Source organism: Gordonia lacunae (assembly GCF_002149015.1).
Lineage (GTDB): Bacteria > Actinomycetota > Actinomycetes > Mycobacteriales > Mycobacteriaceae > Gordonia > Gordonia lacunae.
This window is the reverse complement of the sequence record NZ_NGFO01000049.1, coordinates 1-19,953: the sequence shown is the minus strand read 5'-3', so window position 1 is coordinate 19,953 and position 19,953 is coordinate 1. Positions and strand designations below refer to the sequence as shown.

Here is a 19,953-nt window from a genome sequence, read left to right as displayed (position 1 = left end):
GTTCACGGTTCTCCCGCTCCAACGCCGCGATGCGGTCAGCGTCCTCACTCGTGGTGCCCGGGCGGACCCCGCCGTCGATCTCGGCCTGACGAACCCAATTGCGCAACGCCTCGGGATGGACTCCGAGCTGATCGGCGATCCGCTTGATCGCACCTCTCGACGAATCGGGATCTCGTCGCGCTTCACATGCCATCCGGGTGGCCCGGTCCTTGAGTTCCTCACTGTACTTGCGTGGTGCTGCCATGCTCTCCATCCTTCACAGGTTCGAGAGCCTCCGACAGACCCGGGGCGGTTCAAACATTCGCCGACTTGGTTGACCGTCTTCCAGCAGACATGGCGCCCCAGCCCATTCTCCTCACGCGCCTCATCTACCTAATGCGGGTCTCGAATACGGTCGGAAACCGTCCGGGGCACGACTCAAGTGTGGCAGCACGTTGGTGACAGCACCGCGGTGGCGATCCTGCAGAATTGCGAGACATGGCCGCACACAGTTTTATCGAGATAGTCGGTGGTCCTCGCATACTGACTTGTCGAGAGGGTTACATTCCTGACCTGGCGACCCTGTTTACCGAGAGCGACCTGCGATGTGATGACGAAAGCTACGGCTACGTCTCGACGGTAGGTGGTCTGCGCGACCGCCTGCAACTGCGTGGCCTCACCGAGGGACGGGCGCGTGCGCAGTTGGACGAGCAGGTTCGGGTTTGGCACGAGCGTTGTCGCCCGTCAAACCCGCCCGCATTCGGCGACCTTGGCGTAGAGCTCCTGGATTCGTCGACGATCATGTCGGAGTTCGACAGGTATGTTAAATGCACTCCCTCTGAGTGGATTCCCTACGACGAGCCTGATGTGTTCTCTCAGCTGGATGCTCGCACCGTTCTGCGATTGGCCCTCGACCTCATTAAGGACGACCCCAGGCGCAGCGTTCGCTATGACTTGGACGATCTGCAAAGCTTCGGGCTCCTGGAGCCGGGCAGTGCGATCACGAAACTCGAAACTGAGAAGCGTCAAACGATCATCACGGCCGACGCGCCGCTCGTTATTCTCACCGAGGGCTCCAGTGATGCCGACCTACTCGCGGAGGCAATCGAGGTGACACACCCTCACCTCGTTGGATTCGTAAACTTCATGGACTTCGGCTTCCGGACCGAAGGCGGTGCGGCCAGCCTGGCAAAGCAGGTGCGATCGTTCGCAGGCGCGGGTATCGCTAATCGGGTCCTCGCATTGGCGGACAACGACACTGCTGCCTACGATGCCCTCCACAAGCTGAAGAAGTCCGTACAGCTTCCAGCGAACATTCGCGTGATGCACTACCCGCCGCTACCGCTTCTGGAGCAATACCCCACGCTGGAGTCGCAGACCTCGGCTGATCCTGTGCTGATGGACGTCAACGGCACAGCCGGATCGCTCGAGATGTACCTCGGCTGTGACGTGTTGACGCACGATAACGCACTTATTCCTGTCGTGTGGAAGGGGCGCGTCGAAGGACAGGGACAGGACCAGGGCGCAATCTCGCCAGTGGACAAAAGACGAGTTCAGGCAGCGTTCCGGAAGAAGGTGAAGACGGCCCTGGATGACCCCACCGAGCGAGGTAGGCAGGATTGGACTGGGATCGAGGCGATCGTGAAGGTGATCCTCAACGCCTTCAACGCCTTCGAGTAGAGGATGTCCGACTGCAAGCACGCTTGTCCCACCGTCACCGAACGCAGAGATCCCCGCAGTAGGACGAGTCGCCGTGATGGTTTTAACGAGCAGGTTCAGGACTCGAAGTACGTCAGGCAATAGCCAGTCGGTGTCGGCTTCGCTGCGAAGTACTCGACCTGTCCCTCTGTGCATTCCGGAGCCGCGGCCACCTTGGTGTCGACCTTGAAGTAGTTCGTACCGCCAGGGACCAGCGTCACCCTTGAACAGTCGACCTCGTTGACCTTGGCTAACGGGTTTGGCACATCCGTTGGTGGTTCGGAGTAGCAGAGCCCCTGCTGGTACACCTGGGCGAGGCACAGTACTTCCTCGATGCGTGGGCGGGCGCCGGCGTACGGGCGTTCCTCGTACCAGAACGCGGCGTAGTCGATGCCACAACCGTTTCGGGTCTGCACCCGTTCCGCGACTGCGTAATGAAACCCTCGGTAGCTGCAGTCGACCGTCTCGACCTCGAGCTCCCCGGCGAGTTCGCCTACCGTCAGACAGTCACCCACCCTCACCTCGGTGGTGTCGGCGACGTTGTTTTCGAAGTCGCTGGGGTCCTCGAGGGCCACGCTCACCGCGATCATCAAGGCGAGCACCGTCGCGAACCCGAAGAGCCCGGCTAACAGCCATAATCCCTTGCGGCTCTTCTTCGGTGGCTGACCACCGGGATGCGGCGGGTACACACCTCCCGGATAGGGTGCAGGCGCCCCGTAGGGGACTCCCCGTCCCGGAAAACCGGCGTTTGGCTGATGCTGCCCGGGCTGTCCGGGCGGGCCCTGGAATCCGTAACCGGGATGGCCAGGACCAGGTGGTGGCATGGTCACGCGCGTAGCCTAACCCGCCGCAAGCGGTCGGTCGCCAGGGACTTCACAGGCCGGAAACTGACCTACGTTCGCACTATTCGGCTCGCCGGTATACGGATAGTCCGCGGTCGCAGACCTTGAGGTGGACAGTTACGGGTACTGTCTGCGTTAGGTTCTCTGCTGCAGATCCCTGCTGGTTGCCGTCGGCGCGAGTCTGCTGAGAACCGCACGTTCACAATCGAATCGAAAGGTTGACTGATGCCGTCCAGTCACTCTCGCTCCACGCTGCCCACCCGCAGCCTCCGCACTCATCTCCTGGTCGCCGGTTCGGCGCTTGTCGTCGGGTGCGCATCCATCCTCGGCGCCGGCGCTGCCGCCGCCGGGACCTCCCAAAATGGGTACCCGCTCATCACTCAGGCCCAAACCACCCAATGGGCCGTTAACGGGGTCAATTTCTGGACCGCCCCCGGTAAGCCCACCGAACTGCTCCGCGAGTTCGTCACCTGGTTCGACGCCAACGTCGAGCCCATCACTCTCGGCAACGGTGACGACTGGTCATGGGCCGAACCGGCACTCGTCCCGCCGACAAATACGGCCTACTCCAACCACGGCAGCGGCACCGCCGTGGACCTCAACCTCGAAATCCATGGCGGTCAGGGCTTCTCGGGCACCTTCACCCCCGAGCAAACCGGAAAGATCCGCGCCAAGCTAGCCAGCATGGGTGGCCAGATCGTCTGGGGCGGAGAATGGTCCAACCTCCCGGACGATCCGCACTTCGAGGTCAGATAGCTGCTCCAATCCGGACTCGGCTGTGCGGGCGTCGACTCTCTCGTCAGACAGGGACTCGGCGCCCGCACGAACGTTGAGCGGTTTCCGGTGACAGGCACCGGCGGTCCCTCGTCCTCGACCAGCCCGTCGACTGTGCCGAAGCCTGGTTCATTGAACCTCGCTCTCAATCAATCACGTTGTGTAGCAGCTAAAAAGGCTGCCCAAAGGAGATCAGTATGAACATCACCAACAAGGTGCGCGCCGTCGTAGTCGCCGGGGTCGTCACCGCCGGAATCGCCGCATCCGCGCTCGTCGGCGGTCTCACCGCGGCACCCGCACAGGCGAACACCTACACCTACACAGGTTTCGTGGAATGCGACGCGTGGCGCAACACAGTTATCGCACAGAACCCCAACCTCGGCGCAACAGCCTGCGCCCAGGGCTTCAAAGGCTGGCAGTTCAACACCTACCAGGCTCCGACGAAACAGCCGCAGCTCACCTGGTAACCCGAGCCCTGCTGTGCACTGCGCCCCGCCAGCCGCATCGGAGGCGGGGCGCAGTCGTACGGCGTCACAATTCCGAACCAGTTCGAGCTACGAGGATTTCGTGGACAAGTGGCGATCGCCGTTGGCGTCGAGGTGGTGTTGCTGTTGACGGCCGCTTCCCGCCGCCACCACACCCGTCATCGTTTAGTGCGGTTACGGATCGCCAACACAGCCAGCGCGAGAAGTATCGGTCCGAGGATGCGGACGGCGAGATCGACGACGTGCCCCCAGCTTGTAAGGGTGACTCCCGACAGTCCAGCGGGCCGGAACGGGACGACGGCTTCCTGGGCGGCGAACAACCATGACCGCATCAGCGACAACCCATCCGCGGTCGATGCGGACGAGGTGATGGCCCCGGTGCCGAGGTCCACGGACGTGGGCGTCTTGGTCACCGTCTTGACCGCCCACGCGTCATTGGTGAAACACCACCCTGCGACCGCAATCACTACAACGAGAGTGGCCAGGGCCCGCCACGCGCGTAACCCGTACCCGGCGATCAGCCAGTACAGGGTGAGTAGCGACCTTTCCACCGAAAGCGGTGACGCGGCGAGGCGTCGCATTGTCATCTCGCCGTAGTAGAAATCGGCGGCGCCGGGCTCATCTCTACTGTCCTCAAGCGCTTTGCGGAGGGATCGATAGGTGGCGGACACGCTGCGATACGTCAGTGGTGCGGTAGGCGTGGCAGCGGGTTCAACGGTGGCGTCGGTCGCCCCACTGGCCCCAGCGGTGTCGCTGGCCGCGGGGTGCGGCTGACGAACGGCGAGCTCATCATGCAGGACGCGTCGGCTCGTCCTCCACCACTTCCGTCCGCGAGCGGGCCCCGCCCGCATCATGTCCTTATCTCCGCGGTGGTTGGTGAGAATGTCGTCGCCGACGATGACAAGTTTGTCAAGGCCGTCGGCGCCGGTGAAGGTGCAGGCCCGCAAGTCCATCCCCGACAGTGAGGTGCCGGCAACATGCGTGCGCCGTAGCGAAGTCACCGAGGCCGTCGGCGTGTGGTCAAGGGCAGTGCTGAGGTCAGCCTCGAGAAATAGCGAGGCGTACATGAGACTGCGAGAGAGGCGCTGTGCCGGGTCGAGAACTTGGTGCGTGTCTTCGTCGGGGGGCAGCCCCGATGTCGTGGCCGATGTGTAGTCGGGATCGGGGTAGGGCGGTATGAACACCCACCTGCCGATGCCAGACTTCTGCACTCGCTGTTCTTGAGCTTCCTTCGCGGTGGTCTCGGTGGCAGTTGTTGGTGTCTGGACTGGTGCAGCGTCAATGAGCGAGCCTACGGCGAAGTCGGCATCTTCAAGGTTCACCTGCGCACCAGCGATCACCAGGTGCAGGCGTTCGGTGGCTTGCATGCGCTCCATGCTGACTCTTCCCGCCGCCAGTTCTAACCGTACCGGCTGCTCGAACTCCGCCCGATCGAGCACGATCTCGACGGCCGCCAACCCCGCCGACTCCACCGAAGCGGTCTTCCACACCGTGCGAGACCAGCCGAGCGTGCGCCACCGGGAGTTACGGAACCAGGCGGCTCCGGTGAACGTCGCCCCGTCGAAATAGGTGCCTGCGGTGAACGTCGCTTCGTCGAAATGGGCGTCCCTGGTGAACGTCGCCTCGAGGAACGCGGTGTCCCCGATGAACGTCGCCCTAACAAACCGGGCGTCCCTGGTGAACGTCGCCTCGGCGAACGTGGTGTTCCCTGCGAACGTCGCTCCAATGAATAGTGCTGACCTCGTAAATGTCGCCCTGTCGAAGTGAGCGCCTGAGGTGAACGTCGCCCCGTCGAAATGGGCGACCGCGGCGAAAGTCGCTCTGTGGAATCGAGCGGACCTGGTGAACGTCGCTGTGTCGAACTGAGCGGCCCCGGTGAACGTCACCCTCAGAAACCGGGCGTACCCGGTGAACGTCGCCCTTACAAACCGGGCGTCCCCGGTGAACGTCGCTCTGTCGAACTGGGCGTCTCCGGTGAACGTCGCTCTGTCGAACTGGGCGTCCCCGGTGAACGTCGCCTCGACAAACCGGGCGTCCCTGGTGAATATCGCCTTGTCGAACCGGGCGTCCCCGGCGAACGTTACCCCGTCGAACTGGGCGTCCCCGGTGAACGTCGTCCTGACGAACCGGGTCGCCCTAGCGAACCCGAACCGAGCGTCCCCGGTGAACGTCGCCCCGTCGAACCGGGCGTCCCCTGCGAACGTCGTCCCGTCGAAATGTGCGGCTCCCGTGAGGATGCAGCGGGGGAGGCTGAGGGTGAGCGTGTGGCCGCCGGTCAGGTAAAGGTTGCCGTCAATGCGAGCGCCGGTCAGGTGGACGGGCAGCTGCTGATCGATCAGCAGGTGGCGGAGGAAGTCGGCTCGTACCTGCCGGTCTTCACTCCAGATGGCGGCGACTTCGGCGGACGGCCCCCAAGCTGGTTCAGCTTGCTCGGCTGGTGTGAGGAGATTGCACTGTCCTGCTGCGGTTGCGTCAGCGAGGAGCCGGCGTTCGGCGGGGGTGATCGGCTCCACTGCTCGCTCCTTCGAGGCCGACGGCCGGGGCCCGCCGCCCGGGTTGCGGCGGCCGACCGACCGCGCACATCCGCTCGATCGTAGCGACGTCCCCGAGGCCAACAGGACGCGAGCGTCATGGACATGCTGCAAAAGCTCCGGGATGCCTGCCGACGGTTGAGGAGTTGTGTCACCGCCGGCACGTGGGTCGCCGAGCGCATGTTGTGGACAAGGCAAGGACAACCTGTGAGCGACACGCCCAACACGCAGGAGACACGCGCGGATTTGCGATCGTGCACCGCTCCGACCTGCATGTCTTCCATCAATGTTATTCACAACCCCTTGTGGTGACCGGAAATGTCAGCCACTAGGTGTAGTGTCGGAGGTGCTGCAAGACATGACGAAGCCCCGACCTCCGGGGATTGTCCGTCGATCGGGTGCTCGTGTTGTTATCAGTCTGGCAACTGTGGCTACAACACTACACCCACTCGGCAGCCTCGCCACAGAGGGCGAGGGCCGTGTCGCTGGACCTTCGTGGACGCAGCAGTAGGGAGGTGATGGCCAATGGCCACCACCAAGAAGACCCAGGTAAAGCGGGTCGGTCCTGTCCGTGTCCGGGTCACGACGACCACCACTGTGAAGAAGGTGCGTCGCCGTGGCTAAGGGCAAGGGTAAGGGCACGAACAGTCGCAGCGCGATCACGGGACGGTTCGTCTCGAAGGCGCACGCGAAGCGACACCCGCGCACGACCGTGAACGAGAAGCGCAAGTAACTCGTTCGTTCGGTCAGCTCTGGGAAAGGAGTTCCGCATCAGCTCGGCGTCGGTCACCTCGACCGACGCCGGGCTCCATCTTGATCAGTCCGTTCGCCACAGTCGTCGTGCGCTGAATCGGGCGACTTCCTAGGAGGCGGTACAACGATGCCTACACCCGACGAGTTTCCTCGTATGTCCATCCTGGACTTCGACGTCCAGATCAGTCCGCAGTTCTCAGCGGAACGTGAGATCGAGCCACACTTCAACCGCGAGCCCTCCAACACCTGGGCTGCGTTCTTCTGGCGGCGTTGTGAAGCGGCGGAGGATATTGAGTTCCTTGGAGCAAACTTCGCCCGCGCTGTCGAGGGCACCGTGGAGTACGTCGAGGGCCGGCTAAAAGAGCTGTGCGAAGAGGCGAACGACGACATGGTCGCGTACCTGGCCTCCAAACCAGATCAGAAGGCGAGCGACATCGTTGAGCTCGAGCGTCTGCAGGCAGAGGCTCAGGCCGCAGGCCGGTGGCGTCTGCCTCCACGCCCAACGCCGTATACCTACTGACCAGCGAAGACGCAGCTAAGACGTCCGTTTCCGTTAGCGCGGGCATTTCACCTGAACCGCGCGCCCATATATAGGAGTCTCTGTGGTCGCCTCTGTCGAACAGTGGCGGCAATGGGCGGCGGAGGCCATCGTCGCGTTGCTTGAGTCGGATGGTGCGGCAACTCAGCGGGGTATGGAAGCGAAGATCGCCGACGTCAAATATCCAGGTCAGCGCTATCCGATCAACCCTCATCACTTGACTAGCGCCCGTAAGCGATTGCTCGACGCAGACGTCATCGAAGAGACCCGTGAACGGACCAGGGGCGGCGGTGTGGTGCCGGTGTTCACACTGTCATCACCTACGAAGGCGGCCCAACGCGCCGCCGGCCGAAAACGACTACTCCATACCCGGTTTCTGGGATGGAGTAAAGAGAACACCGAGTGGGGTGCCCCGCCGATCCCGGCCGCGCTAGAACGGGTAATTCACGCCTCGCTCCGCGAGGCTGCGCCCTACGGATATCACATGCTGAGGCCCGACGGAGGCGGCGAAGTTCGTAAGATCGCAGGCAAGCCTGTGGCAGGTGGACCACTCGACAACGCAGCGTTCTATACCGGGATCGGCGCGGACGGTCTTCCCGCGCCGGCGATACTCACGACGATCGAAGCGAAGAACCTCAGGCAGTGGATCTACCCGAACTCCGACGAGCCGTACCAGCTTCTCGACAAGAGTGCTCGGCTGCGCCTCTCTCATCCCCAACTGCGGATCATGCCCGTCTTCGTATGCCGCCGGTCGCATCACAACCTCGGAAAGATGTCCGCCCAGCTGGGCTTCCATCTGATCTACACCGGCACCCAGTACGTGCGTCCTGCCGTTGCCGCTACTCCCGACGACGAACGAAAATTCACCGAGGTCAACACCGAGCTTGCGTACAGACTGACCCTCAATGAGGATTCGACACCCCAGATGGTCAGGCAGTTCACAAAGTCGATCCCCGGACGCATCGATGAGGCCGCCGATCGCTGGACCCAATTCTGTTCGCACCCGCAGGTTCCTGATCTGTTGCGATCACTTCGCGACCCCAAACTGGAGTACGAGGACCGGCAAGAGTTTCTGGGGGAGCTCGCGGACGCGACGGAGGAGGTCTTCGCGGAAGACTGCGAGTGGCGACACGAGCATCCTGAGGACGCCGACGGCGAGGACGAGAGCGTGCCCTTTTGAGCCCCCGGCATCTATCAGCCTTGGTCACATCCGGGATGTGACTGCTGACGACGTCCCGGTGAGGGGCATCAGATACTTCTTGACATGAGGTAGATGGTCGGAGCTTCAAATCGACTGGGAGAACTAGCAATTCTGGTTCGAGATGACATAAGAGTCACGCATGGCCTTTCCAGCGTCGGTCCGCCCGCCCCGGCGACAGGATCAGCGTTTGGTGCGGTTGCGGATTGCCAGGACCGCAAGGGCTAGCAGGACTGGTCCGAGGACGCGGACCGCAATGTCGACGACTGCGCCGAACCCGACAAGGGTGACCCCGATGGTTCCGGCCGGCCGAAACAGTGCGATGGTCTCCTGCCCAGCGAACAGCCACGGCCATGCATCACTGGTGGGGGAGAGCACAGGTGACCCCGGTCCGGTAGGTGAGATGCGCACCCAGTCGCTGTTGGTGAAACACCAGCCCGCTACAGCAATTACCACGGCCAGCGACGTCAACGCCCGCCACGCCCGCAAACCGTACCCCGATGTTAACCAATACAGCGTCAGCAGGAAACGGTCGATGAGGCGGGCGGAGCTCCGCCGCATCTCCATCTCCCCGTAGTAAAAATCCGCCGCCCCCGGCTCATCCTTACTGTCCTCGAGTGCCTTGCGAAGACTCCGATAGGTCATCGCCACCGATGCCTCCGTCGGGATCGGCACCTCTGTGGCGCGCGGGTTGGCCTCGTCGGGAATCGCCGGATCGAGCTGGACGCCACGAGCTCGGCGGCGTTCAACCACCTCGTCGTAGATCACCCGACGGGTAGCTCGCAGGCGACGAAGACGGGGGAACCTCCACCCGGGGTCAGCGTCGGTGGACTCCTGCAGCACACAGGTATCGGAGATCAACAGGCCATCAAGCCCATCCGCCCATTGAAAGACGCACTGCGTGAGATCCATCCCGGACAGTCTGACCCCGGCCACGTGTGCCCGCTTCAACGACACCACCGCGGCCAACTCGCGGTCGGCAAACAGATCAGTCAAGTCCGCTGCGAGACGGTACCGCTCCAGCGTGATTTCCAGGAACTCATTGAGAGGCATCACTGAAGATCGCTTCGCCAAACGACCGTTCTCCTCGAACAGTGGCGGTACCGACACGAATCTGTCGACGGTTGTGGGCAGCTCCATTGATTCAATCAACGACCCCGCGGCCAAGTCCGCGTCGGTGAGGTCCAGTCGTCCAGCAGCGAGAATCAGATGGAACCGGTGGTTCGCCTGTAGACGGGACCCGAACACGTGAGCCGCGACCAGCTCGACCCGAGCAGGCACATCGAACACAGCCTCGCTCAAATCGGCACGGCCAGCGACAAGACCAACCGTGACTAAAGATCCCGACCAGACCGTCCGTATCAACTCAAGACGCCGAAAACTACAGCGGGACATATCCGCCCCCTGAACGAACACTGCGTCGGTGAAATGGGCTCCGCCGGTAAAGGTCGCCTCGGTGAACTTGGCGTCGCTCGTGAAGATCGCCTTGATGAACCCGGCGTCGCCGGTGAAAGTCGTGCCTCCGAACCCAGCTCCGCCGGTAAAGGTCGCGCGGTCGAACCTGGCGACGTTGCCGGTGAAGGTTGCGCTTTCGAATGAAGCGGCGCTTGTGAAGGTCGCGCCCGCGAATCCGGCGTGGTTGATGAAGGTCGCGCCGTCGAACCAGGCGTGGCCGGTGAAGGTTGCGCCGCTGAACGAGACGTCGTCGGTGAAGGTCGCGCTGCTGAATCCGGCGTCGCCGGTGAAGGTTGCGTTGTAGAACCCGGCGTTGCCGGTGAAGGTCGCGCTGTTGAATGCAGCGTAGCTGAGGAAGGTCGTGCCTTCGAACCAGACGTCGACTGGAAAGGTCGCGCCGTTGAACCGGGACGGACCGTCAACTATGCACCGAGAGAGGTTGATTGGTGGTAGCGAGGCGCCGCGGAGGTCGAGGTCGCCGGCGATGCGGGCGCCGTACAAATTTACCGGCGTGCCCAACGTGAGCAGAAGGTGCTGGAGGAATTCGGCTCGTACTGTGCGGTCGTCTCCCCATGCTGCACCGTCGTCGGGAGAGGGGAGCTCTCGTCTAGATCGCTCCTTCCGAGTGCGGAGGTCAACAGTGCCGCCGCCGACTGATACCGCATCTATGAGTTGACGTTCGGCATCGGTTGCCGGCGCAGCGGCGGTCACGTGCGATCCCTCCATCGCTCGTTTGCTGATTGTCGGGTCATGCCGACCGCCGCGCCGATGTCTGCCCAAGAGCGACCCAGTCGGCGGGCCCTGGCTACGGCGGCGTCGAGCTGTGCGTTAGCGTTCCTGCGGGCATCTGCGGCGGCCCGGATCTCGTCGTCAACGTCGATCGGTTCGAGATGCTTACGCCGCCACACTTCTCGCGCGGCCTCTGCGACCTCAGGCCGCGCGTTGACGTCGAGGTCGGTGTCGGGGGCGAATACGCGGTGGCCAGTGAGGTCCTCGAGCGACGCTGAGGGCACCCGTGTCCACTGGTCCGGATCGGTCCAGGTCGACACCTCGGAACTGGATAGGCTGGCGCAATCGCAGCTCAACACCCAACCGGCAATCTCCGCCGATGGTCGCAGGGCGATGTCACTGCCCAGCGCGGCCATACGATTCCGCACCGGCAGTGACGCACGCGCAGCTACATCGGCGGCCTGATGCCGGCCGACCTCGACGAGCTCGTAGTCCACGCCGTCGACCATGGTCGACCCGCAGCTCTGAGTCCCGTCCGCGAATATCGCGACCAATGCCGCCTCGTGTACGTGCGTGTCGCTCTCATGCATCCAACCCATGCAGACAGGGTAGATCCACCATGTCAGGATAACCAGACGTAGATTCTGCCAACGACAGGATAACCTGACATAACGTACATTATCGGCACTTTAAAACCAGCTGGGGGACAGGCACTTTTGCTAGAAAGTGACATAACTTGGACTGAGGTCGGGCACGAACTGGGGCTGTTCCACACCTGCTCCAACGACCTGATGGCAGATAATGACGGGGCCCGCGGAACGTCCTACACACCCACCGGCCTCACCCGCGGCCTGTACCGCAACAAGTGGGGACTCTGATGACCCACCACCGAGCAACACGACCGGCGGCCCTCACGCTCGGCATCGCCGGCATCTTCGCCGCTGCCACCCTGACCGCGTGCGGCGAACAAACCGTCGATGAGGGCATCCCACCCCTCGAATCGGCCACGGCCACCTCAACCGCCCATGCGGACTCATTCACTGACACCTCTGACTTACGTAATCTGGTGGCGATCTCCACACACGTCTTCACCGGCCGTGTCGAATCAGCTGCTGGCACCAAGGCACTCGGGCCGCTCCCCGAAACTCAGTACAGCGTGCTCACCAAAACAGCGATCAAGGGCGAAGTCCCCGAGAGCGTAGTAGTCAACCAGCAAGGCGGAGCAAGGACGGTGTCTACATTTCCGTCGACGGCGACACACCCCTCAAGGTCGGCCAGTGGTACCTGTTCGCCACCCGCTACCTCGAGTCCGAGAAGTGGTACACCCTCATCCCTGTCGACGGCCGCAAACCGGTGACCGAACAACAAGCCCGCGACAGAGCCTCAGCGCCCCTAGCCGCGGCTGAGGCCGCGTTGCGAGCCAACCCCCAAAACCGGCTCGCACCACCGGACCCACCGAGCCCGTCGATGACCTTCCCGATACCCCAACCCGGCGACCGCAACCCACCTCCACCCTCACCGGCGCCGCCCGGCTGAATCATTAAGTAGCCAGTGGTGGCATATGGAAATCGTTGGGGGAGATAGCTTGCCAGGCTCGATCGAGTTGATGACATAAGGCTGTCGGTCACGAACCGAGGTGTTCCGATGGTTCGAGATTACTCGGGGACGTCATCCTTCGCTGAGCCGGATGCGCGCGAGCACCCCGTGATGGTCGGAGCCCGGCAGATCGATCCGCCGGAACGATGTCGGTGTCGGGCCATTGCGTGTCAGCACCCGGTCGAGCGCAAGCAGCGACGGGTAGGGCCGGCCGGCAGGATAGGTCGCGACGACGCCCGATCCGAGATGCTCGGCGGCGTCGGTCAGTTGGGGCGAATTCGAGGGTCCAGACAGTAGCTGCCGGAAGGAGCGGTGGTCGTAGGTCGAGTTCGCATCGGCGCCGATGATCAGTGGATCTGTGTCGGCGAAGAGGATCGAGCGCAACTCGCGGAGCTCGGCATCCCAGCGCCACGACGGTTCGGGATACGGCGGCAACGGGTGCAGTGCATAGATCGAGATGGGCGAGCGGTTCGGAAGCAGCAGTCGCGCGCGAAGGTTCGACAGTTCGAATCCCCGCAGGAGTTGCCCGTCGGTCAGCGGGGCCCGCGCATAGATGCCAGCTCCACCTCCACCGTCTCGGGGACGGAGAAACGCGAACGGCAAGGCTTGGCGCAACCCGGCGCGCTCGAGGGCTCCCACCGCCTCAGGCGTCAGCTCGACTATCGTGAGGACGTCAACGCCTGAGTCGCGCACCCGCGACACTAGCGCGTCCGGATCAGCTTGCCCGAGATAGATATTGGCCTGCATCACGGTAAGGTCCGAGTCCGAGACCTGTTCGTCGACCCCCCGATACAGTGGGGCCTGCGCCGTCACGCCTACGGCGATGACGAGCACAGCTCCCGCCGCGGAAAGCCAGGCGCGCGCGGCGAGCAGCAGCATCAGACCGAGGACACCGACGATGATCAGCACCGGCGTGAACGCCGCTACCCGGGAAGCGAAATTGCTGACCAGGCCAGAATAGTGGGCAGCAACACCGGCAGCAGCGGCGAGGACCGCACCCCACCCGAGTGCTCGTAGCAGTCCACGCATGCGGCCGATCATGCCACGATCACCGTCACGCTCTCTGGCGGGTGATCGTCGAGTGGAGGCTGTCGGCGACAGGGGCTGTCAGCCAAGCCACCAGTCGGTTCGATCTATGGTGACCGTTACGAGAGCCGGACGGCTTCGTTGCCGACGCAGCAGCCCAGGCGAGAACTCGTGCACGCATGACGCCAACCCGTCGTCGGCCACGACGATATTGCTGGTCAACCGGGCGCACCACCGGAGCTGCGCAGCGCGTACGGGGTGATCCTGGGGCCAACGCGGAGAAACTAACCTGGATAGTAGTAACCTGGCTGTGGCTCGTTCGATATCGAACTGTTTCCATCCGGACTGACGCTTTGGACTGAAGGACTCCCCTTGGCACGGCATCGCAAAGCTGATCCCAGCCCACCCTCCGCTGGCATCCCTGCGTTCCGGCGCGACGCATCGGCGAGCCTCACCCCCGGACTCCCGGGGCTCGAGCATTCACGCATCGTGCATGCGGCCGGGCGACACCGAATGCCTGTCCCACCCGAGGTGTCGGCCGGGTTCACGCGGCGGCCCATCTTCTCGGGCGCCCCAGTGCCCTCCTACTCGCCGCGTGCGCGATCGACGACGGCGCCCGAGGCGTCGCCGTCATACCCACCACGCAGTGGCCGTCCATACACTGCGCGCTCGCGTACTGCCTTGCCCCGCCAAGCCGGGCCTGGCCATCGAGTTTTCGGGCCGCGTCGCTCACAGCGCCCGCTCGACCTCGGCAGGCATCCTTCGGCAGCGCCTACCGCACCGTGGGAGCGGGCGTTGTGTGTCGTTGAACCTCAGTCCAGCGAGCAAGCTCAGTCAGGCTTTCTCGAGGTGCTTGACGGCGAGGAGGTCTCGGGCACCTCAACTCGGTCGGCGGCTGCGGCCGGGTTGGGTGGATCACTCCTGGCCGCGGTGGTTCTATGCGCTGCCGGCGGGACTGCGGCCACTGCGCTCGCCGATCGACACGACCTGACGGTCACTCCCCTGACTCAGGCTGGCGTGCCCGTCGACGTCCAGTCCGCAGCAGCCCCACGATCTGTAACCGTCGGATCGGTGGCCGAACAGCGAAGCCGCACGTCGGCACGGGCATCGTCACGCGATGAGCTGACCTCGGTTATGCGAGAACTGGCACAGCCAGATCGCGCGCGGCCGTCTGAACCCCCGGTGCCACAACGGCCGCGGTCGGCGGCACCGACCTACGGCACCGTGACCTCAAGTTACGGAGCGCGATGGAGTACCACGCATTATGGCCTCGATATCGCCAACTCGATTGGCACACCGGTGGTCTCGACCAGCGACGGGCAGATCATCGAATCCGGTCCGGCTGATGGCTTCGGGCTGTGGATACGAGTGCTGCAAGACGACGGCACGATCGGCGTGTACGGGCACATCAACGAGACACTGGTGAGCGTCGGGCAGCGAGTCTTGGCCGGCGAGCAGATCGCAACGGTAGGAAACCGCGGCTACTCCACCGGCCCGCACCTGCACTACGAGGTCTGGCAGCAAGACGGACCCAAACTCGATCCTGCACAGTGGCTGAGAACCCGGGGGGTCTACGTCGTTGGATGACCCGCCGTATCGGCGCGGGAGGTGTGACGACGAGTGGTCCCGCACAGGTGTCGCGAGCTAGAGGCGGGACTGGGTACGCCCAATTCCTCGGGCGCAGTAGTCGGTTCGGCGGCCACACAGTTGGGCGCCTACCCCCGATCGATTGAGAGGAACGGCGTGCGGGTGGTTGTGGTTCATCGAGGGTGATCTGCGTTGGTTTCACCGATCCGGCAGACTGCACTGCATGTTCGGCAGGACAGTCGGGCTTGGCTGATTATGTTTTCTGGTCTGGTACCAACTCATGTCGCGTCCGGTCTGGCGAGTCCCTTTTTGGCCGCTCGGCGGGAGTCCATTGCCTCGGCCCGGTGATTGATACGACTTCGTAGGGGTTTGAGGACGATCATCGAGACTGGACTACTGAGAATCACGGCGAGCACGACGGCTACGAAGAACGGGACGTCCACGTCAATCAGGTAGGCGACCAATAGGATCAGTCCACATAGCACCGCAGCGAGCGCTAGGCGCGCGATGTTGTACAGCAGCGCGATGGCGATGAGAGATCTGGCCGAAGAGGCCGGCGTGGTGGTGGCGCCGTGAGAAGTGTTTCTGCGCATGGTCTATGGGCCTCCGTGTGGCGTGAATGCGATCGGGATGGATTGTGACGTGACAGTTGGTTCGGTGCCGCGTCCTGCAGCGGGGGCGGTTCATGAGATGAGATCTGTACGGATGTGAGATCTCATGGCTGATGTGCGCCGTGGTCGGCGTTTTTTCGGCCCTGGCTGGGTCAGCCATCGCCGCGCCTGCTGGTCGAAGTCTTCGCCCCACCCGGCCTGATCGGTGCGGGCCAGACCTGCGATTGTTACTGCGGTGCGTCGTTGGCCGTCGACTCCGACGGGCACTAGCCGCACCCAGATTCGGCGACGCCGGACAAGTAGAGATACAAGTAACCCAGCCAGCATCACGGTCGCCGACAACAGAACCCAGTTCTGTGCCGGCCCGTGTGATACCTGCATGGACACGAAGCGTTCATACCCGTCAAAGCGCACCACGGTGCCATCGGCGATGGTGTGAGTCTGTCCCGGGCTGAGATTGACCTGTGCCCGCTGCTGGAGCCGACCCTGCTCGATGAGCGCCCGGTTCAAGGAGTACGCATTCTGCGGGCGACCGGTATCCAGTCCGGTGTCGCCTTGGTAGATCCTGATCGCCACATACGGATCATTCGGCACGGGAAACGATGAGGTGAGCAGGGTTCCTTGGAATGCTGCGGTGGGCGCGAATAGGCCCTCGATCGCGATCTGTCGATTGCGACGTTCGTCTGCGTCGGGGTAGAGGCCGGCTGGGGTATCGAAACGGGCCGCGCCGGAGGACAGCATCGTCTGCAAGTTGTCGGGAATGAACAGCACTGTCTGAGTGCGTTGCTCACCGTTGGGGAACGTCACAGTGAACGTCGGTGCGAAGCCGTTGCCGAGGACATAGACGCGGTCGCCAGCTACTCGCAGCGGTTCGTTCACTCGGACGCGTGCAGTGCTCCACGTATCGGGATCGGACTGTCGCACGTCCCCGGTGTAGGTGACGTCGGCTTCGTACATGTCGGGCTGACCGCTCGGCAGGAACCGGGCATCGAAGCCCTCGACGCGGACACAGAATGGTGAGAGATCGGTGCCATCGACGAGGCTGCCTGCGCGGAATGAGTCATAAACCGCGGTCGAGGTGTTGCACAACCCTTGTGTGCCATCGGCGACGAGACTACGGGTGCCTTCGTAGCCGTAGAGTTTGTCGGCCGCGATCGATATCAGCAAGGCGATTAGAGCGAAGTGGAACACGAGGTTGCCCCACTCGCGGAGGTAACCCTTTTCTGCCGAGATCTCTACGGCTGCGGTGGGTCGGTGCGTAGTCGCTGGTCGTGTGGTGGTGGCTCGGCGCCAGCCCCGGAGGTTGGCGTTGATGAGGGCAGCAACCTCTTCGGGTGTTCCTTCTACGGTGTCCTCGAAATGCCGCGGCAGGCGGGTGAGGTTGCGCGGCGCGGGAACTGGACGGGCTCGCACCGCGCGCAGATGCTCGAGGATGCGGGGAGTGAGGCATCCCACAAGCGACACGAACAGCAGGACATAGATCGCGGTGAACCACGAGCTGGCGAAGACGTCGAAGAGCTGCAGTCTGTCCATCCACGTGCCGAGGGCGCCGCGGTCGGCAATGTACTGGGTTGTTTTCTGTTCGTTGAGTGGGCGCTGCGGCAGCAGAGCGCCCGGGATTGCCGCCGCGGCCAACAGGAACAGCAGCATGAGTGCTGTTTTCATCGACGTCAGCGAACGCCACAATCTGAGTAGGGGGCTAAGCCGGCGGCGTGGTCGTCGCGGCGTCGGCGCTTCGATGCTGCCGGTGTGCATCATCGTCGTCGTATGGGTAACGCCGCACCCTGGAAGTCGTCATCACTCGCGAGAGAACGAAGTGCGCGGTCGGCGACGTGATCCGCAGCTGTCTGCCAGTCGACTCCCAGCACCATCGGCCGCCGGGATTTCCTCGCCCGCATCGCCATCCGGGTCTCACCTGCTCTTCCTGCCCACACCGAAATACTACGTAGCGTAGTATTTCGGTACGCAGATGACAAGCGGTGATGCGCCCCGCTGCGGCGCGCTCGCACTTACGAGCCGTCGACACCACCCAAGTTCCTCGGGTCTCGTCATGTGCCGCCCCATCAACTACGGTGTATCGAATAGTTTTATTCGGTAGACCGAAATTTGCTATTGAGGGGCGGCAATGCGAGAGGTCATGGCTTCGGCTCGTCCGCGGCTCGCGCGAGCTCGGTCGGGGTCGCTACTGCTTGGTCCGGCCTTCGTCGCGGCCATCGCCTACGTTGATCCCGGCAATGTCGCGTCCAATATCAGCGCCGGCGCCCAGTTCGGCTACCTCCTCGTGTGGGTGATCGTGGTTGCGAACGTGATGGCGGGGTTGGTGCAGTTCCTTTCTGCCAAGCTGGGGGTGGTCACGGGCAGGTCATTGCCGGAGACGGTGCGTCTGCGCGCGTCGCGGACCGCCAGGCTCTCCTACTGGGTGCAGGCTGAGATTGTCGCTATGGCAACCGATCTCGCCGAAGTGGTGGGCGGAGCTATCGCGCTGAATCTGCTCTTCGACCTGCCGTTGCTCATCGGTGGCGTCATCACAGGTTCGGTGTCGATGGTCTTACTTCTTGTCCAAGACCGCAGAGGGCAGCAACCGTTCGAGCGGGTGATCATTGGCTTGCTGGCTGTTATTGCCATCGGTTTTCTGACAAGCACCGTCGTGGCACCACCTCCCCCCGGGGCTGTCGTGGGGGGCCTCTTGCCGCGGTTCGATGGCACGGAAAGCGTGCTGATCGCGGCCGCCATGTTGGGTGCGACGGTGATGCCTCACGCGGTGTATCTGCATTCAGGTTTGGTGCGGGATCGACACGGCCATCAACCGGAGGGGCCGGTCCGGTCGCGGCTGTTGCGTGTGACGAAGATCGATGTCGGTCTGGCGATGCTGCTGGCGGGCGCGGTCAACCTGTCCATGCTGCTGGTGGCAGCAACCACTTTGCGTGGCCGTGAAGGGGTCGATTCGATCGACGGAGCGCATGCGGCGGTCGCCGACACCTTGGGGCAAGTGGTGGCGTTGCTGTTCGCGCTGGGGCTTCTTGCCTCGGGGCTGGCATCAACCTCGGTCGGGGCGTACGCCGGCGCGATGATCATGGACGGGCTGTTGCAGCGCAGGATCCCGCTCATACTCCGACGCCTGATCACCCTGATACCTGCCATCACAGTGTTGGCCATCGGAATTGATCCCAGCCGAGCTCTGATCGTCTCGCAGGTCGTTCTGTCCTTCGGCATTCCCTTCGCACTGGTTCCGTTAGTGCGTTTCACCAGCGACAGGATGCTGATGGGCGAGGATGTGAACAATCGACTCACCACTTCGCTGGCCTGGCTTACTGCAGCGGTCATCATCGTGCTCAACGTCGCCTTGATTTACCTGACGGTCACCGGTTAAGCGAGTTCGCGCGACGGTTCGATCCCCTAGGCGTCGCGCGAAGCTGACCATTCTTGCCGCAACACATCTAGCACGATCAGGACGACGCCGATGGTGATGAATGTGTCCGCGAGGTTGAACGTGGGGAACCAGCCGGTATGGAAGTAGTCGGTGACGACACCGTCGGCGGCGCGGTCGATCAGGTTGGTGAGTGCGCCGCCGAGGACCGCGGCAAATCCGATCCGACCGGCGACCCCCGCGTCGGGTGCGACGTGCACTGCGTAGCCGGCCAGTGCGAGGGTGATGAACCCGGCCACGGCGAGTATGGCCCAGCTGGGCAGCTGATCACCGAGGCTGAATGCAACACCGGGGTTGAACGCTAACCGCAACTGGAGCACTCCCAGATCGGCCGCACTGCCCTCGGTGAGTCGGCTGACAACGAAGGAGTTGACTGCCAGCCCGACGAACGTCACCACGACAACCAGGGCCATGAGAACGCCTTGAATCGCCCCGGGTTTGCTGGAGGCTCGGTTAGTTGGTTCCAGCGTTTGCGGGGACCGGGTTCTCACGGTAGCTGGTGACGGTGTGGGTCGACCAGTAGGCGCTCTCGTACTCGACGGGTGGGACGTGTCCGATCTCGCCGTGCAGGCGGCGGTGGTTGAACCATTCGACGTACTCAGCGACGGCGATCTCGACCTCGCCCACACCTGCCCAGCCGCCTCGCGGGCGCATCACGGGGTTACGGATGCATTCGGCTTTGAACAGCGAGTTGAACGCCTCAGCCATCGCGTTGTCGTATGTG

At 63.3% G+C, this 19,953-nt stretch carries 17 protein-coding genes; 7 read left to right on the top strand and 10 right to left on the bottom strand.

Annotated elements, in window-relative coordinates:
- Positions 1 to 244, bottom strand: a 244-nt coding sequence (locus CA982_RS24805) for a transposase (RefSeq protein ID WP_065632250.1), incomplete at its 3' end; no start/stop codon positions are given.
- Between the two features lie 233 nt (positions 245 to 477).
- Here CA982_RS24805 and CA982_RS24800 point away from each other — a divergent pair.
- Positions 478 to 1,659 (top strand): hypothetical protein, encoded by a 1,182-nt coding sequence (locus CA982_RS24800; protein WP_014928943.1) that lies wholly within the window; start codon positions 478 to 480, stop codon positions 1,657 to 1,659.
- Between the two features lie 95 nt (positions 1,660 to 1,754).
- Here CA982_RS24800 and CA982_RS24795 read toward each other — a convergent pair whose 3' ends face one another.
- Positions 1,755 to 2,366 carry an LppU/SCO3897 family protein gene (locus CA982_RS24795; RefSeq protein ID WP_144066114.1) on the bottom strand — a complete coding sequence of 204 codons (612 nt, stop codon included), beginning with the start codon at positions 2,364 to 2,366 and terminating at the stop codon, positions 1,755 to 1,757.
- A 378-nt stretch (positions 2,367 to 2,744) separates the two neighbouring features.
- Between CA982_RS24795 and CA982_RS24790 the strand changes: the two genes are divergently transcribed.
- Both CA982_RS24790 and CA982_RS24785 read left to right on the top strand, forming a co-directional pair.
- A complete protein-coding gene (locus tag CA982_RS24790; RefSeq protein ID WP_014928941.1) occupies positions 2,745 to 3,275 on the top strand; it encodes a M15 family metallopeptidase in 531 nt (176 codons plus the stop codon).
- 215 nt (positions 3,276 to 3,490) lie between these two features.
- Entirely contained in the window at positions 3,491 to 3,760 is a 270-nt protein-coding gene (locus tag CA982_RS24785; protein ID WP_044508756.1) for a hypothetical protein, read from the top strand.
- 176 nt (positions 3,761 to 3,936) lie between these two features.
- Here CA982_RS24785 and CA982_RS26480 read toward each other — a convergent pair whose 3' ends face one another.
- Positions 3,937 to 6,291, bottom strand: coding sequence for a pentapeptide repeat-containing protein (locus CA982_RS26480; RefSeq protein ID WP_014928940.1), 2,355 nt, complete (start codon positions 6,289 to 6,291; stop codon positions 3,937 to 3,939).
- Positions 6,292 to 7,216: 925 nt separating this feature from the next.
- Here CA982_RS26480 and CA982_RS24775 point away from each other — a divergent pair.
- Together CA982_RS24775 and CA982_RS24770 are read left to right on the top strand one after the other, a co-directional pair.
- A complete protein-coding gene (locus CA982_RS24775; protein WP_044508754.1) occupies positions 7,217 to 7,582 on the top strand; it encodes a hypothetical protein in 366 nt (121 codons plus the stop codon).
- 82 nt (positions 7,583 to 7,664) lie between these two features.
- Positions 7,665 to 8,780, top strand: coding sequence for a hypothetical protein (locus CA982_RS24770; protein ID WP_014928938.1), 1,116 nt, complete (start codon positions 7,665 to 7,667; stop codon positions 8,778 to 8,780).
- Between the two features lie 201 nt (positions 8,781 to 8,981).
- Here the strand turns inward: CA982_RS24770 and CA982_RS24765 are convergent, their stop codons facing one another.
- The 3 genes from CA982_RS24765 to CA982_RS24750 form a co-directional block, all read right to left on the bottom strand.
- Positions 8,982 to 10,964, bottom strand: a complete 1,983-nt coding sequence (locus tag CA982_RS24765) for a pentapeptide repeat-containing protein (protein ID WP_014928937.1) — start codon at positions 10,962 to 10,964, stop codon at positions 8,982 to 8,984.
- The gene (locus CA982_RS26755) at positions 10,961 to 11,581 is read right to left on the bottom strand and encodes a hypothetical protein (RefSeq protein ID WP_014928936.1); all 621 of its coding nucleotides are present in this window, start codon (positions 11,579 to 11,581) and stop codon (positions 10,961 to 10,963) included. The genes CA982_RS24765 and CA982_RS26755 overlap by 4 nt, the downstream gene beginning before the upstream one ends.
- A gap of 1,069 nt (positions 11,582 to 12,650) precedes the next feature.
- The gene (locus tag CA982_RS24750) at positions 12,651 to 13,619 is read right to left on the bottom strand and encodes an endonuclease/exonuclease/phosphatase family protein (RefSeq protein WP_035755546.1); all 969 of its coding nucleotides are present in this window, start codon (positions 13,617 to 13,619) and stop codon (positions 12,651 to 12,653) included.
- A gap of 1,056 nt (positions 13,620 to 14,675) precedes the next feature.
- Here CA982_RS24750 and CA982_RS24745 point away from each other — a divergent pair.
- A complete protein-coding gene (locus CA982_RS24745; RefSeq protein ID WP_373194821.1) occupies positions 14,676 to 15,191 on the top strand; it encodes a M23 family metallopeptidase in 516 nt (171 codons plus the stop codon).
- A gap of 278 nt (positions 15,192 to 15,469) precedes the next feature.
- Here CA982_RS24745 and CA982_RS24740 read toward each other — a convergent pair whose 3' ends face one another.
- Positions 15,470 to 15,784 carry a DUF4229 domain-containing protein gene (locus tag CA982_RS24740; protein ID WP_051406004.1) on the bottom strand — a complete coding sequence of 105 codons (315 nt, stop codon included), beginning with the start codon at positions 15,782 to 15,784 and terminating at the stop codon, positions 15,470 to 15,472.
- A 90-nt stretch (positions 15,785 to 15,874) separates the two neighbouring features.
- Positions 15,875 to 17,560, bottom strand: coding sequence for a cytochrome c biogenesis protein ResB (locus CA982_RS24735; protein WP_231381013.1), 1,686 nt, complete (start codon positions 17,558 to 17,560; stop codon positions 15,875 to 15,877).
- Between the two features lie 367 nt (positions 17,561 to 17,927).
- On the opposite strand from CA982_RS24735, the gene CA982_RS24730 reads away from it, so the two are divergent.
- A complete protein-coding gene (locus CA982_RS24730) occupies positions 17,928 to 19,172 on the top strand; it encodes an Nramp family divalent metal transporter (protein WP_035755541.1) in 1,245 nt (414 codons plus the stop codon).
- 26 nt (positions 19,173 to 19,198) lie between these two features.
- Here CA982_RS24730 and lspA read toward each other — a convergent pair whose 3' ends face one another.
- Positions 19,199 to 19,642, bottom strand: coding sequence for a signal peptidase II (lspA, locus tag CA982_RS24725; protein WP_051406003.1), 444 nt, complete (start codon positions 19,640 to 19,642; stop codon positions 19,199 to 19,201).
- Positions 19,643 to 19,682: 40 nt separating this feature from the next.
- On the bottom strand, positions 19,683 to 19,953 hold a 271-nt coding region (locus CA982_RS24720), incomplete at its 5' end, for an IS3 family transposase (RefSeq protein WP_244176500.1).

Excerpts from the sequence above, each read along its gene's own strand:
- CA982_RS24800 (WP_014928943.1), top strand. The coding sequence starts at position 478 with ATGGCCGCACACAGTTTTATCGAGATAGTCGGTGGTCCTCGCATACTG.
- CA982_RS24790 (WP_014928941.1), top strand. The coding sequence starts at position 2,745 with ATGCCGTCCAGTCACTCTCGCTCCACGCTGCCCACCCGCAGCCTCCGC.
- CA982_RS24785 (WP_044508756.1), top strand. The coding sequence starts at position 3,491 with ATGAACATCACCAACAAGGTGCGCGCCGTCGTAGTCGCCGGGGTCGTC.
- CA982_RS24775 (WP_044508754.1), top strand. The coding sequence starts at position 7,217 with ATGTCCATCCTGGACTTCGACGTCCAGATCAGTCCGCAGTTCTCAGCG.
- CA982_RS26755 (WP_014928936.1), bottom strand. The coding sequence starts at position 11,581 with ATGGGTTGGATGCATGAGAGCGACACGCACGTACACGAGGCGGCATTG.
- CA982_RS24750 (WP_035755546.1), bottom strand. The coding sequence starts at position 13,619 with ATGATCGGCCGCATGCGTGGACTGCTACGAGCACTCGGGTGGGGTGCG.
- CA982_RS24740 (WP_051406004.1), bottom strand. The coding sequence starts at position 15,784 with ATGCGCAGAAACACTTCTCACGGCGCCACCACCACGCCGGCCTCTTCG.
- CA982_RS24735 (WP_231381013.1), bottom strand. The coding sequence starts at position 17,560 with ATGATGCACACCGGCAGCATCGAAGCGCCGACGCCGCGACGACCACGC.
- CA982_RS24730 (WP_035755541.1), top strand. The coding sequence starts at position 17,928 with ATGCGAGAGGTCATGGCTTCGGCTCGTCCGCGGCTCGCGCGAGCTCGG.
- lspA (WP_051406003.1), bottom strand. The coding sequence starts at position 19,642 with ATGGCCCTGGTTGTCGTGGTGACGTTCGTCGGGCTGGCAGTCAACTCC.